This is a genomic window from Thermodesulfovibrionales bacterium, from assembly GCA_035622735.1.
GTDB lineage: Bacteria > Nitrospirota > Thermodesulfovibrionia > Thermodesulfovibrionales > UBA9159 > DASPUT01.
This window is the reverse complement of the sequence record DASPUT010000034.1, coordinates 1-13,978: the sequence shown is the minus strand read 5'-3', so window position 1 is coordinate 13,978 and position 13,978 is coordinate 1. Positions and strand designations below refer to the sequence as shown.

The window sequence follows — 13,978 nt, the reverse complement described above, 5'->3', positions numbered from 1 at the left end:
TCGTTCCTGCTCGATGAGAAGACCCTCGCCGAAAGGCTCTTCATCGAAGACCTCGTACTGAGAATCGACGAGCTCTTTTCTTACCTGCCGAAGGTGCTCGTAAGGACGAGCTATATCGAACCGATTGCGATTATCGATACTATAGCCAAAACGCTCGAGCGGCACGTTACCGCATGCAGGGAGTTGTATGAGAAGAAAGAGGCCCTCGAAAAGGAAAACGGTGAACTCGGACGGTACGCCGTCTTTTTGGGGGCACTCGCCTCGCTCCTCGAGAGCACCGGGGAGACGCCGGATCTCGATTTCATCGGCTTCACCATCAGGGAGCCTGATATGGTCGGCCGCATCCGCCAGTTGCTTTCGCAGATAACGGACTGGAGATACGAACTCGTGACGGAGAACGCGGAAGACGGCACACTCGTCGGCTTGATAACAATCGAAAAGAGCATCGCCGAGAGGGTGAAGAAGTCGCTCAGTGACGAGCATATCCCCGAACTCTCCTTTCCCCCCTCTTTCAGCGGACTCACCTTCCCCGAAAAAATCACCTACGTGAAGAAGAGGTCCTCGCTCCTTTCAGCCGAGATAGAGGCGATCGGGAAAGAGATGGAACGGTTCTCCCGGCGATGGGTACCGATCTACCAGAGAATGAAGGACTGGGCCGTGGAAAGGCTCTCCCTTCTCAGGACGACCGCTTCAGTCTTCGAGACGAGGATGTGTTTCTTCATCTATGGGTGGATGCCCGCCGACGCCGTCCGAAACCTGAGGAGGAGACTGCTCGATGCCTTTCAGGGGAAAGCGGCGCTCGTGGAAAAGGAGATACGCGAAGAAGACCTCGATCGGGTTCCGATCGTCCTCAAGAATCCGCCCTACTTCAAGCCCTTCGAGCTGCTTGTAAAACTGCTGCCCCTGCCGAAATATTCGTCCTTCGACCCAACGCCCTTCATCGGCATTTTCTTCCCGATTTTCTTCGGAATGATCCTCGGTGACGCCGGCTATGGGGTCATACTCCTGGCCTTCTCCGTCTTCATGGTGAAACGGTTCACAAGAAGAAAGGAAATCCATGACGCATCGAAGATCATGCTCATATCCTCCCTCTATGCGATCGTCTTCGGCGTCCTCTACGGCGAATATTTCGGTGAACTCGGCGCACGGTTCTTCGGCCTTGAGCCGCTCTTCCTGGAACGGCGGACCGCGGTCATGCCGATGATCTACCTTGCACTCTCTGTCGGCCTGGTCCATACGACACTCGGCCTCTTCCTCGGTTTTCTGTCTGCCCTCAGAAAGAAGACGACGAAAGAGGCGGTTTACAAGCTCCTCGCCATGCTCACCATTCTTCTCATAGTCGTTCTTATCGCCTCGTTCTTTAAGGTCGTTCCGGAGCTGCTCACGCAGCCGGTAGTCATCGCGATTCTCGTTCTCACGCCCTTCCTCTTCTTCGCCGGGGGCATACTGGCGCCCCTTGAGCTTCTCAAGAGCATCGGGAACATCATTTCCTACGTGAGGATCATGGCCATAGGGCTCACCTCAGTCCTCCTCGCCCTTGTTGCGAACAGTCTCGGCGGGATGACAGGGGACATCGTCGTCGGAGTCGTCGCGGGAACGCTGCTCCACTTCATCAACCTCATTCTCGGAGTCTTCTCTCCCACGATTCACTCCCTGAGACTCCACTACGTCGAGTTTTTCAGTAAGTTCCTCGAACACGGCGGTAAGCGGTTTGAGCCGCTGAGAAAGTAGGAAAGGGAAAGAAGAAAGAAACCGATCGGATCAGAGAAGAAGGTTTTTGGCTCGATCCGCCGAGCGAGATGATTATGACGCAGTCGCACTATAGAGAAGACCCAAAGGAGGAGAGGTCATGGAAAAGGTACTCGTAGCGTTTGCCGCCGCACTAGCGATAGGACTCACCGCCATAGCCACTGCCTGGGCTCAGTCACGGATCGGCTCTGCCGGAGCCGGCACCATTGCCGAGAAACCGGAAATGAGCGGCACCATCATCATTCTTCTCGCTATCCCCGAAACCATGGTGATACTCGGTTTCGTCATAGCGACGATGATCCTTTTCACGGTCAAATAGGATGGGCTACCAGGAACTCATCGATTCCCTTCATAAGGAGGGGGAGGAGAAGGCCCGCTCGATCCTGAATGAGGCAGAGGTAGAGGCCGCCAACATCAGGCAGGATGCATCGAAGAAGACCGGGGAGATGGAGCAGCATTACACCAGGGACCTCGCGGCAGCGGTAAAAGAAGAGACGGAGGCGATTCTCTCGGAGGCCGGAAAGAAGGCCCGCATGGTCCTCCTTGCTGCCGAAAAGGAATTGTCGGACCGTCTTTATAAAATTGCGATGAAGTCCCTTCCCCTCTTGAGGGAGAAGCGTTATCCCGACCTCTTTGTCGCTCTTTACAAGGAGCTCCCGCAGCATCAATGGCGCGCAGTCAGAGTGCATCCCGAAGATAAGGGGCTGGCGGAGACATGCCTCCCCGATGCTGAGGTGATTTCAGACAATTCAATCTCCGGTGGACTGGATGTCATGACAGCGGATGAGAGGATTCGTGTCACGAATACCTTCGATAAGAGACTGGCATGCCTCTGGATCGAAATGCTGCCGGGGCTGATGAGAGATGCCTGCGGACCTGAGCAGGGCACATTGTGATAACCCCCATCGAGCGTTATGGTTGGGGAATACCTGTGGAACTTCTTCGAACGGTAGAAGACGAAGGGTATCCCGCCGATTATCTCCTGTCGCGGGTCAGGGGGAGGAAGGTGCTCCTCATCAGAGACTGGAATCTCCTCCTCTCCGATACGGCGCCCCTCGAATATCTCTCGACAACGAGATATGGTGCCGTCATGACCGACAACGCTCCTGACGCGGTTTGGCGATATCTCCTGAGAGAGTTCCGGTGGGTCTATTTCCAATTGAACAGGAGGCTCCGGGAAGTTTTCCGGCCTTTCTTCCTCTACTCGGAGTTGAAGACGATCTTCATCTGTCTCCGTTATATTGAAGGAGAGAAGGACGGGCGGATAGGTAGTCTCCTTTCGTCGAGCGTCCTTTCGGAAAAGGTGAAACGGATCCTCCAGGGAAGCAGGGATATCACTGCCGCGGTGAAGGGGATCGAAGGCCTCTTCCTGTCTCTTTCGCCCGGGTTCAGCGGACTCACGGAAACCCTCGACCGGGAGGGTCTCAAGGGTGTGGAGGAAGTGATGACAGAGACCTTTCTCGAGCATACCGCCCGGTCGAAGATCGACTCCGTTCTCAAGGGCTTCTTTGCCCGCATCATCGATTCGAGGAACGTGCTCGCCCTCTGCAAACAACTGAGGCACGAGGCGAAAGGGCCCCCGCCTTTTCTGGAGGGCGGAAGCTTCACAAAGAAGAGGTTTCCCGAATTGAGCGAGCGAAAGGATATCTTCGCGATATCTTCCCTTATTGAGAAACTGACCGGAATCGCGATCGAAAGGCCTGATACCGCAGCGGTAGAGAATGCGCTCTACAGGGGCATTACGCGTTTTCTCAAGAAGGCCGGCAGAGAACCGCTCGGGACGGGACCCATTCTCGATTATCTCTGGAAATGTTCCCTGGAAGCACGGAACCTCAGCCTCATCCTTTACGGAGGCGATATCAGCAGAGAGAAGATTGAGGCGGAGATGGTGCGGTGAAGAGAATCGTCTTCATAACAGCCCCGGACGCGGAATATGGGTTCAGGCTCGCCGGTGTGGTCCAGTACACGGGCAGGCCGGAGGATGCCGAAGGCACGCTTAAGGAGATCATGACGGATCCGGCCACGGGCCTCGTCATCCTTGACGAGCGGCTCATGAAAGGCATCGCTGAAGAGAGGCTGAGGGAGATCGAGAAGGTATGGCAGGGCATCGTCCTTATTCTGCCCGCTCCGGAAAAGGCCGGCGCCCTCGTAGAAGATTATGTGGCACGCCTGATACGGCGGGCGATAGGATACCACGTGAGGTTACAGTTATGACGGGAAAGATACGGGGGATATCAGGTCCCACGGTAAGCGTTGACCTGAAGGGGCTGAAACTCTATGAAAGGGTCTACGTCGGTCATGCCATGCTCACGGGAGAGGTCGTGCGGCTCGAGGAAGAGAGGGCGATCATTCAGGTCTATGAAGATTCGAGAGGCCTCGGCATCGGCGAACCGGTGGTCGGTGCCGGAATGCCCCTTACGGTGCGGCTCGGCCCGGGACTCCTTTCCGGCATGTTCGACGGCCTCCAGAGGCCTCTGAGAAAACTGAAGGAGGAGACAGGCCCTTTCATCACCTCCGGACGGGAGATTTACGCCCTCGATTATCTCAAGAAATGGAGGTTCTTCCCGATAAAAAGGGAAGGCGACACGGTCTCGCCGGGAGAGATTATCGGATACGCGGAGGAGGGTCAGTTCAAGCATTTCTTCGCGAGCAGAATCGATTCGTGCAGGAAGATCTCACGGATCGTCGAGGGCGAGTTCAGTCTCGACGAATCTCTCGGCGAGTATGAGGACGGAAGTGAAATCCTCGGCTGCTTCGAATGGCCGGTTCGCGCTGCGAGGCCCTTCAAGAAGAAATTTCCGCCGACTTCTCCCCTTGTGACGGGCCAGAGGAGCATCGACTTCCTCTTTCCCCTTGCGCGTGGCGGGACGGCTATCCTGCCGGGAGGCTTCGGAACGGGAAAGACCGTCCTCGAACAGGCCGTCGCGAAGTTTGCCGATGTGGACATCGTCGTCTACGTCGGCTGCGGCGAGCGGGGCAATGAGATGGCAGAGATGATCGAAGAGTTCGAGACCCTGAAGGACCCGTGGACAGGCAGGCATCTCATGGAGCGGACGATTCTCGTCGTGAACACCTCGAACATGCCTGTCGCGGCCCGCGAGGCCTCGATCTATACGGCGGTTACGATGGCCGAATACTACCGGGACATGGGCTATCACGTGCTCTTCCTCGCCGACAGCCTTTCGAGGTGGGCGGAGGCGCTTCGGGAGATATCATCATCCCTCGAGGAGATGCCGGGAGAAGAGGGGTATCCGACCTATCTCGCCTCCCGTCTCTCGGGCTACCTCGAGCGGGCGGGTGTCGTCGAGACCCTCAGCGGGGGGACAGGCTCGCTCAGCATGATCCTCTCCGTCTCGCCGCCCGGCGGCGACTTTACGGAGCCTGTCACGCAGGCATGCCTCAGGACGACCGGGGCCTTTCTCATGCTCGATACCTCGCTCGCTCACCGGAGGCACTTCCCCGCCATAAACTGGTTTCAGAGTTATTCGCTCTACGCAAAAGATATTGCGGGCCATTACCGCGAGAAGGTGGCTCCCGAGTGGGAGGCCCTGCAGCAGCGCTGCAGGCAGCTGCTCCAGGAGGAAGAGTCTCTGCGGGAGGTGGCGGAGATCGTCGGAATCGAGGGCCTTCAGGATGCTGACAGGCTTCTCATGAAGATAGCCGAGATGATACGCTCGGAGTTTCTCTCCCAGAATTCCTACACCGAGGATGCCTTTTCGCCGCCCGAGCGGACGCTCTCGATGATAAAGGGGATACTCGACTTCCATGATTACGCATCCGAAAAACTGAAACAGGGGATGACGCTCGAAGAGGTATTACAGAGGGAGAAGCGATGAGACTTTCCGAGCACCGATACCGTACCATTTCTTCTCTCGCGGGCCCGCTTCTCTTTGTCGAGAAGGTCTTTACCGCGCGGATCGGTGAGGTCACGAGGGTCATCGCTCCCGACGGCAGAGAGATGGTCGGCGAGGTCCTCGAGATCGCGGACGATACGATTCTCATCGAGGTATACGGGGAAACCCGGGGCCTCGATGTCGAGCATACCACGGTCATCTTCACCGATTCGATCAGAAAGGCCCCCCTCTCGCCTGACATCGTCGGCAGGATTTTTAACGGCTCCTTCGAACCGATAGACGGCATACCGATGTTCATCCCGGAGAGGCTGACCCCTGTCACCGGGTTCCCGATCAATCCCTCCGCGCGGGCAAGGCCGGAAGAACTCATCGAGACGGGCTTCTCCGTCATCGATGGGCTCAATACCCTCGTGAAGGGACAGAAGCTCCCGATATTCTCCTCATCTGGCCTCCCGTCAAAGGAGGTTGTGGCCGGCATCCTGAAAAATGCGCGGCTCACGGTGAGCGAAAAGGGGTTCATCGTCGTCTTTGCCGCGCTCGGCCAGACCTTCCACGAGTATTCGTTCTACATGCGGGTGCTCGAGGAGATGAAGACGGGCTTCGTCGCCTTCGTCAATATGGCTGACAAGCCCGTCATGGAGAGGCTCCTCGCGCCTCGCTTTGCCTTGACCGTAGCCGAATACCTCGCCTTCGAGAAGGGAATGGATGTCCTCGTGATTATTACCGACATGACAAATTACTGCGATGCATTGAGAGAGATATCCACCGCCAGGGAAGAGCTGCCCGGAAGGAGGGGATACCCCGGCTACATGTACTCCGACCTCGCCTCGCTCTACGAACGGGCGGGACGGATAAGGGGCATGGAAGGCTCTGTCACGATGCTCCCTGTTGTTACGATGCCGGAGGACGATATTACGCACCCAATCCCGGACCTTACCGGCTACATCACCGAGGGTCAGATCGTCCTGAGCAGGGAGCTGCATCAGAGGAACGTCTTCCCGCCCGTCGATGTGCTTCCGAGCCTCTCGCGCCTCATGCAGAAAGGCATAGGAGAGGGCCGCACGCGGGGAGACCACAGAAAGGTCGCGAACTACCTCTACAAATACTATGCAAAGGGGAGAGACCTCAGGAGGCTCGAGGCGATCGTCGGAAGGGACGGCATGACAAAGGGCGACATCCTCATGCTCGATTTCGCCGATGCCTTCGAAAGGGAATTCGTGAGTCAGGGAATGGAGAGGAGGACCGTAGGCGAGACCCTCGACACCGGCCTCAATCTCATGAAGAGGTTCTCCCTCGAGGTGACATGATACACCCGACGAGGACAAATCTCCTCCTCCTGAAGGAGAAGGCTCGTTCCGTCGCGAACAGCACCGGCATCCTCAAGGCGAGGAAGCAGGCCCTGATAAAGGAGTTTCTCGATACGACCCGCCCTTTTCTCCGTTCGCGGGAGGACATAAGGAATAGTTACGGAAACGCCCTTCAGGAACTGGCGCTGAGTCTCGGGCATGAGGGGAAGGAGACGATAGAGTCGATAACGGTGGCGACGGAGCGGGACTTCAGAATCGATATCACCGAAAAGAGCATCTGGGGCCTGAAGTACAAAGACGTGATAGTCCACGAGGTCCCTGTGAGGGAGCCGGATAAGAGGGGGTACGACCGTCTCTCCACGACAGTTCACCTAGACGAAGCCTTCGACCTCTTCGAAAAACTCCTCGAGGCGATGATAGAAAACGCCGAGTTCGAGAGTAAGATCAAGAGACTCGGAGAGGAGATCCTGAGGACGACGAGAAAGATACGGGTGCTCGAGGAACTCGTCTTCCCCGAGCTGAAGCACCAGATTAAGACGATAACCCAGTTTATCGCGGAGCGGGAAAGGGAGTCGCACTTCCGCCTCAAGAAATTCAAGGAAATACGATCCAGGGAAGCCGCGAGTCTTTAATTGTAGGGACGCACAATCGATTCCTCGGGGATGACATCGAGGGTCAATTTTTCACTTCTACGGATGACGGCGAGGGGGAATCGCTTCCCGACTTTATCCTGAGTCAGGAGCCGGTGCAGGTCATCGATACCCGCAACAGGCGTATCTCCAAAGGCGACAATCACGTCCCCGAGCTGCAGACCGGCCTTCATGGCCGGACTGTTCGCTTCGACGGAGACGACGAGTACTCCGCTCTCGACCTGCAGGTTATGGAACCTCACGATGCGCCGGTGCAGCACGATGCCCTGTCCGCCTAAGCCGATGTAGCTCCGTCGTATCTTTCCCTCCTTCATGATGCCTGCGGCAACGAACTTTGCGGTATTCGCAGCGATGGCAAAGCAGATGCCCTGGGCCTGCATGATTACCGCGGTGTTCACCCCAATCACTTCCCCGCGGGAATTGACGAGCGGCCCGCCCGAGTTGCCGGGGTTCAGCGCCGCGTCGGTCTGAATAACGTTGTCGATAAGCCTTCCGGACCTGGCCCTGAGCGAGCGCCCCAGGGCGCTGACCACTCCCGCGGTCACGCTGTACTGAAAGCCGTAGGGGTTGCCGATGGCGATAACGAGCTGGCCGACCCTTACGGACTGCGAATCACCGAGCGGAGCAGCGACAAGGTTCGGTGCATGAATCCGGATTACCGCGAGATCGGAGTCCGGGTCATCTCCGACCATGTAGGCCGGATAGCGCCGCCCGTCCGGCAGGGTCACTTCGATGCCGGCCGCGCCGTGCACGACATGGCTGTTCGTGAGGATGAAGCCATCAGGCGTGAAGATAAACCCGGAACCATTGGCATGCAGTTGATTCTCTTGTCCCGCTCCGCCCGTCCTCACCGTCTGCCGCACATCGATATTCACAACTGAAGGGCTGACCTTCTCCGAAGCGCTCACGACAGCGAGCGAATAGGCATCGAGCAGTTCTCCATCGTGCAGAGAGGATGTTCCGTTCCCTCGCCGGTCTTCCTCTCTGACCGTGTCATCGGATATATTCCTAAAGATTCTCCTCATCTTTATCCCCTTTTTTTATATTACCATGCCTGTCAAGTCCCCTCACGGATGGTTGCGCCAGTATGATGTCGTCGCTGCTTCTCCTGTTCTCTCCGTGACTTTATAGGTTGGGGGGAATATAGAACATATTTCAACCTGTGTCGCCAACCAATGCAGATGAGGAAATTAGAGGATTTTAGACGCTCTAGCCTTTCCTAATAAGCTTTAGAAATTCTTCCGGAGACAGTTCTATATCGCGGATTATCTTTCTCAGCAAACCTCGGCTGATGGTTCTGCCCTGTCCGCTCAAACAGCAACCTCAAGGGATTTGATGCCGATGACCTCAGGGTATTTAAGGTTAATCTTCTTCTTTTCTTCCTTGAGTTCTTCTATACACAGTGCGATTACGTCCCTAATATTCTCAATTACCTCCTCATAGGTCTTTCCCTGAGCATAACAGCCTTGGAGAGCAGGACATTCTGCTATAAAAACGCCATCTTCATCCTGCTCGATAATCACTTGAAGATGATAATTTTTCAATTTCACCGCCTCCTTTAGTTAATCTTAGCACCATTATACAACAGCCGTGGCTCATAGATAAACCGCACTTCTGCTGCCCTCACGGGCAGTTCATAAGCGCATAAGTCAAAAGTGCAAAAGTCAGAGGGAACGATGGAAACTCCACAAAAGTCTGCCGACCTCGGCCAACAAGTTCTCTATCTGAGCGGTATCGGTCTTAAAGTATCCGAGCCGTTTTGAGAAATCAAACAAATATTCTGTCTCGGCATGAGAGCCGAGGGCTATGTTCACAAACTGCCCAAGCTCCTTCCTGCTCTTTCTCGCATAGCCTTCGACAATGTTAGTAGGGATAGATAGTGCCGCTCTTCTAATCTGTGAAGTCAGTCCGAATAATTCAGACTTGGGAAATTTATCAGTTGCTTTATAGAGCTGGTAAGCAAGTTCATCGGATTTCTGAAAAACGATAAGGTCCTTATAATTTGCCATGCGACATTATACCACCCTTAACTTTTGCGCTTTTGCTCTTTGGCACTGTTTCTGAAACACAAACAGATGCTCATGCATGATGAGAAGGAAATTGTAGAGCTTGGATTTCTTCACCCAAAACCCCGTCGCCCTGCAGTTATGCTGAACCTTAATGATGTCCTCTTTCAGGACAAAACCTGCCTTCATAAATATCTCCATGACCTTGTAGGCAAGAGGAATATAGAACTTCTTCCGCCTCGTGTCACCAATCAAAATTGCGCAGAATTTGTCAGGTTTTAAGACCCTATAACACTCCTGTGCGACCTTCTCTATTTCAGCACAGAATGTATCAATTGAATGAATGTTTGAAAGGTCTTCCTTAATTCTGCCCTCCGAATACTTAATGATGTCTGCATAAGGCGGATGGGTAATAATCAAATCAACTGAATTATTTTCCATCGGATCGAGGTTTCTTGCATCGCCGACATAACACTTTTGTTTCTCCTTAGAAAGGTGGTCAAAGTTCAGCCGTTCTTCTGTAATCCTTATCGCCTCCGGATTTATATCGATTCCAACGCCTTTTCTACCTGTCAATTTGCATGCAACAAGTGTCGTACCGCTGCCTACCATCGGGTCAAGTACAAGATCACCCTCCGTGGAATATCGCAAGATGAGATTCCTTGCAACCTGCGGCGACCAGTTTCCGCGATAGTCGGATCTGTGCGTTGCCCAGTTGCCCCTTTTCGGAAAAGACCAAACTGTGGTGCATTCGAGATCAAAGTTTTCAGGTTGAAGCCTCTTCAGACCCAAAGTCGTCCACTTGAATTAATGAACGATCTTTGATCGAATAAGCAGTGGAAGTAAAGAGACTATATGTAATAATCGAAATCGTCGGAGCTAATTCTCCGATCGATCGTTGATCGAATCCAGCGGCAATGTCAATGATCTGATAGAATACCTTATCATATCGCATTATGGATTTATGCTTTGTTAGAGAAAAAGCAGAAGGATATAAAAGTCCTTCTCAGATTGCGCGGGTCCTGACCGAAGATTGGGCTGCTAGAAACCTATTCTGTCCTTCCTGCAAACAGCCGAGATTACAGACAGCTCGGGATAATACAAAGGTCATAGATTTCGTTTGTGATGACTGTTCTGAAACCTATCAACTAAAAAGCCAAAACAAGCCATTAGGGGAAAAGATTCTTGATTCTGCTTATGGCCCAATGATTGAATCGATTAAGAATAACAGAACTCCCAACCTGTTCCTTCTTCATTACAATTCGCAAGAATACTGTGCAGAAACATTATTGATAGTCCCTCGGTATTTCCTGACACTCTCCTGTATAGAGCCCCGCAAGCCCCTCTCGCCAAATGCTCGGAGAGCAGGATGGATTGGATGCAACATTGTCTTGAAGGAGATACCTGTTGATGGAAAGATTGCGATTACTAAAGATCGAAAAGTGTCTAGCCCTGAAACGGTCAAACTGTGCTATGAGCGATTCAGGTTCCTATCAGAAAAGAATTATGATGTTAGGGGATGGACGGCCGACATATTGAAGGTTATCAGAGAACTCGGGAAAAAAGATTTTACTTTAGCTGAGGCATATTCATTCGACAAACAACTTCAGCTGCTCCACCCGGACAACAAAAATATCCGCCCCAAAATCCGTCAGCAGTTGCAAATTCTGAGAGACAGAGGCATCTTGGAGTTCAGAGGAAAAGGACGATACAGTTTTCGGTAGGAAAATAGCAGATAGTATAGAGAGTCAAATCAATAGCATAGTATCTTTCCGTACGAGATTCATAACTCCACTTAACCATCTTTCTCAAGAAGTAATTACTTCCCACATCAGCCGAAAAATTCTAATTAAAAAATCTTCATAAAATTCTATCCTTTACTTCGCAAAAATTTTTCTTGAAAAAAAACTTGCAATTATTCGGAAGAAATGTTATATTTTTTTAACTCACATAAGCAGCACTCAAACGTTTTTTCGTTTTTCAGAATAAATAACCCAAACCAAAGGTCGAGGAATGCGCAAACTATTTGCAACAGCCCTGATGCTTCTCTTTTTATCGGCGCCGGTGAAGGCCGTAGCCGGTCAGGAGCTCGAGATGATAAAAGAAAAGGAGTCCACGGGTAGACTCTACGACCGGGCGATCGATTTTTTCACACGGAAGATGCCGGAGGCCTTCGAGCAGAGCCTCAACAACTCCTATAAATATATCGACCTGATAACAGACGTCTTCACCGAGAAGGGTATCCCTCTCGACATCGCCTACCTCCCTCTCATCGAGAGTGGCTTCGCCCCACTGTCCGTGGGGCCCGGAGATGCGGTCGGGTTATGGCAGCTCGTAAGATGCACCGCGCAGAGTTACGGCCTGAGAGTCGACAGCTATGTGGACGAGCGGAAGGACCCCGTCAAATCGACCCATGCCGCAGCTGATTATCTGAGAGACCTCTACGTCAGGTTCGGCGCGTGGGACATCGCCCTTGCGGCATACAACGCGGGCGAAGGGAAGATCACCCGCATATTCAAGAAATCGAAGGAAGGCCTCCCGTGGGTGATAAACCGCTATCTCGCGTATTTTATGGCCGCATCTACGGTTGCGCAAGACCCGGAGAATTACGGGTTTACATCGGACAGGGAAGTGACCGAGGACCCCGCTTACCGGGAAATAACAAGCCACGGCACCATGAGTCTGAAAGCGGTTGCGGAAAAATATAAGACATCCGTCAAGGCGATAAAGAACCTGAACCCCGCCCTCCTCACGGACTCAACACCGCCCTACCCGTATCCGATACGGCTGCCGAGCAATTAAACTCCTCTCGTTTCCCCTTCCCCGATCAGACAAAAAAATCATTCCTAAAAAAGGGAAATTTTTTATATAATGATTGCAATCGAAATCATGGGAGGTATTATATGAAGATCGAACTCGAAGGGACCCTTATTAAGATGACGCCTGAGAACGAGAGAGAAAAGACCGAACTGAATCAGCTCTGGACGATTATTATCGGATGCGTCGACGAAGGCAAGAAGCTCGTGCCGGTCGGGCAGTACCTGCCCGGCTTCAAGGAAGTGGCCACTTTCAATATCGAGTAAAAACCTGTCGCTTTGCTATTTGATAGAGGAGGGGAGCTGGCAAAAGAGTACTATCTCCCCTCCTTTCATCGTCTCTACTCTTTAACCGGTCCCCCGGAAAAATAGATCTTATCGAACTTGCGCTTGAGGGTCTTGGACTCGAAATCGACCATCTCGATCCCCGGCTCAAAAGACATGTTCTTGCCCTTGACGACCTTCATCTGGGGAACCGCCACCCAGGTCTTCTTGCCTTCCTTCTCGAGGCAGACGTAAGTATATCCCCCACTATCCATCGTCTCGACCACCTTGCCGGACAGCGGTGTCGCCTCCTGGGAAGCGGCGTGCGTGCTCCTTCCGGCCATCAGAAAAACAAGGGCCGCGACTACGACTGCGACTACGAAAAAACGTTTCATCCTTCAGACTCCTTCTCTTGATTGTTTCAGGGACCGACGATTCCCCCTTCTTTTGTTATACCATACTTCAAAGGATTATTTCCCCGAACGAGGACAGACCGTCACTTGAGTATGATGTACGTGGCTCCCAGTCCTCCGTCGCAGTCTTTCGCGCTGGCGTACGCAGTGACCCACTTTCTCAAGGGGCCGTGAAGCCACTGCTTCAGCGCCTCTTTGATGACGGGGCCCTTCGGAGACCTGAGGCCCCTCCCGTGTATCACCTTGATGCAGAAGAGTCTCTTCTTCACCGCGTCCCGAAAAAACCTGCTGAGCGCCTCCTCAGCCTCGCAGAGGGTCATGCCGTGTAGGTCAATCGAGTCCTGCACAGCGAATCTCCCCTCATGGAGCTTTCTTGCCGTGTCCTTTCTCGCACTCGACCCTGTCCACTCCATGTACTCGCCGGTATCGGAGAGCCTTATCTTCCGTTTTCCCTTTACGATCTCCCTCAAGGCCTCACGGATATCTTCGTCGCACGCCGGACGGGGCTCGACGCGGGGAGGCTTCCTGACCGGAATATCCCTGAACTCCCGTATCTCCCTCACATCGGCCATGGCCTCAAGGAAGATATCCTCATCGGTCTTGCTGTCAGGAATATGTTCCTTCGGAGCCCTACCGCTCCGGAGGGTATGCGGTCTTCGTTCGAGCACGTCCTTCAGTTCCTTGAAGGACGTGACCGTGCATGCAGCTCGTTTCATGGAGAATTCCTCCGCTCAGTCGAAGCCTTCAGGCCGCCTTGACTCTCCTCTTTGTCTTGTGACAGAGCAGACATTCATATTTGGGAGGATGCGTCTTCTTCAAAGCCGCCTCTTTATCAGGCCCGTGGCATTCGAGGCAGGCCTTGTTCTCGACAATGCCCTTGTGGCGGTCGTCCTCCGGGATCCTCGGCGACCTCGTGCCG

At 53.4% G+C, this 13,978-nt stretch carries 17 protein-coding genes; 11 read left to right on the top strand and 6 right to left on the bottom strand.

Annotated features, from left to right (window positions below):
* From VEI96_01790 to VEI96_01755, 8 genes are all read left to right on the top strand, one after another.
* Window positions 1-1,731: V-type ATPase 116kDa subunit family protein (locus VEI96_01790; protein ID HXX56714.1), on the top strand; the 1,731-nt coding region annotated here is incomplete at its 5' end.
* Window positions 1,732-1,849: 118 nt separating this feature from the next.
* Complete coding sequence (locus VEI96_01785) at window positions 1,850-2,068, top strand: hypothetical protein (protein HXX56713.1); 219 nt, start codon at window positions 1,850-1,852, stop codon at window positions 2,066-2,068.
* A gap of 1 nt (window position 2,069) precedes the next feature.
* On the top strand, window positions 2,070-2,645 hold the full coding sequence (locus tag VEI96_01780) for a V-type ATP synthase subunit E (protein HXX56712.1): 576 nt from the start codon (window positions 2,070-2,072) through the stop codon (window positions 2,643-2,645).
* On the top strand, window positions 2,642-3,646 hold the full coding sequence (locus tag VEI96_01775) for a V-type ATPase subunit (GenBank protein ID HXX56711.1): 1,005 nt from the start codon (window positions 2,642-2,644) through the stop codon (window positions 3,644-3,646). Before VEI96_01780 ends, VEI96_01775 begins: the two co-directional genes overlap by 4 nt.
* On the top strand, window positions 3,643-3,963 hold the full coding sequence (locus VEI96_01770; protein ID HXX56710.1) for a V-type ATP synthase subunit F: 321 nt from the start codon (window positions 3,643-3,645) through the stop codon (window positions 3,961-3,963). Before VEI96_01775 ends, VEI96_01770 begins: the two co-directional genes overlap by 4 nt.
* Window positions 3,960-5,585, top strand: coding sequence for a V-type ATP synthase subunit A (locus tag VEI96_01765; protein ID HXX56709.1), 1,626 nt, complete (start codon window positions 3,960-3,962; stop codon window positions 5,583-5,585). Before VEI96_01770 ends, VEI96_01765 begins: the two co-directional genes overlap by 4 nt.
* On the top strand, window positions 5,582-6,910 hold the full coding sequence (locus VEI96_01760) for a V-type ATP synthase subunit B (protein ID HXX56708.1): 1,329 nt from the start codon (window positions 5,582-5,584) through the stop codon (window positions 6,908-6,910). The genes VEI96_01765 and VEI96_01760 overlap by 4 nt, the downstream gene beginning before the upstream one ends.
* Window positions 6,907-7,542 carry a V-type ATP synthase subunit D gene (locus tag VEI96_01755; GenBank protein ID HXX56707.1) on the top strand — a complete coding sequence of 212 codons (636 nt, stop codon included), beginning with the start codon at window positions 6,907-6,909 and terminating at the stop codon, window positions 7,540-7,542. Before VEI96_01760 ends, VEI96_01755 begins: the two co-directional genes overlap by 4 nt.
* Here the strand turns inward: VEI96_01755 and VEI96_01750 are convergent.
* The 4 genes from VEI96_01750 to VEI96_01735 form a co-directional block, all read right to left on the bottom strand.
* Window positions 7,539-8,585, bottom strand: a complete 1,047-nt coding sequence (locus VEI96_01750) for a trypsin-like peptidase domain-containing protein (GenBank protein HXX56706.1) — start codon at window positions 8,583-8,585, stop codon at window positions 7,539-7,541. The genes VEI96_01755 and VEI96_01750 overlap by 4 nt on opposite strands.
* Before the next feature lie 285 nt (window positions 8,586-8,870).
* The gene (locus VEI96_01745) at window positions 8,871-9,104 is read right to left on the bottom strand and encodes a type II toxin-antitoxin system HicB family antitoxin (GenBank protein ID HXX56705.1); all 234 of its coding nucleotides are present in this window, start codon (window positions 9,102-9,104) and stop codon (window positions 8,871-8,873) included.
* A gap of 120 nt (window positions 9,105-9,224) precedes the next feature.
* On the bottom strand, window positions 9,225-9,569 hold the full coding sequence (locus VEI96_01740) for a four helix bundle protein (protein ID HXX56704.1): 345 nt from the start codon (window positions 9,567-9,569) through the stop codon (window positions 9,225-9,227).
* 6 nt (window positions 9,570-9,575) lie between these two features.
* Entirely contained in the window at window positions 9,576-10,358 is a 783-nt protein-coding gene (locus VEI96_01735; GenBank protein HXX56703.1) for a DNA methyltransferase, read from the bottom strand.
* 164 nt (window positions 10,359-10,522) lie between these two features.
* On the opposite strand from VEI96_01735, the gene VEI96_01730 reads away from it, so the two are divergent.
* From VEI96_01730 to VEI96_01720, 3 genes are all read left to right on the top strand, one after another.
* A complete protein-coding gene (locus VEI96_01730; GenBank protein HXX56702.1) occupies window positions 10,523-11,290 on the top strand; it encodes a DpnI domain-containing protein in 768 nt (255 codons plus the stop codon).
* A 289-nt stretch (window positions 11,291-11,579) separates the two neighbouring features.
* The gene (locus VEI96_01725) at window positions 11,580-12,368 is read left to right on the top strand and encodes a lytic transglycosylase domain-containing protein (GenBank protein ID HXX56701.1); all 789 of its coding nucleotides are present in this window, start codon (window positions 11,580-11,582) and stop codon (window positions 12,366-12,368) included.
* A 101-nt stretch (window positions 12,369-12,469) separates the two neighbouring features.
* The gene (locus VEI96_01720) at window positions 12,470-12,649 is read left to right on the top strand and encodes a hypothetical protein (GenBank protein HXX56700.1); all 180 of its coding nucleotides are present in this window, start codon (window positions 12,470-12,472) and stop codon (window positions 12,647-12,649) included.
* A gap of 74 nt (window positions 12,650-12,723) precedes the next feature.
* Here the strand turns inward: VEI96_01720 and VEI96_01715 are convergent, their stop codons facing one another.
* Window positions 12,724-13,041, bottom strand: a complete 318-nt coding sequence (locus tag VEI96_01715; GenBank protein HXX56699.1) for a hypothetical protein — start codon at window positions 13,039-13,041, stop codon at window positions 12,724-12,726.
* Between the two features lie 101 nt (window positions 13,042-13,142).
* Window positions 13,143-13,775 carry a Smr/MutS family protein gene (locus VEI96_01710; GenBank protein ID HXX56698.1) on the bottom strand — a complete coding sequence of 211 codons (633 nt, stop codon included), beginning with the start codon at window positions 13,773-13,775 and terminating at the stop codon, window positions 13,143-13,145.
* Window positions 13,776-13,978: the final 203 nt, after the last annotated feature.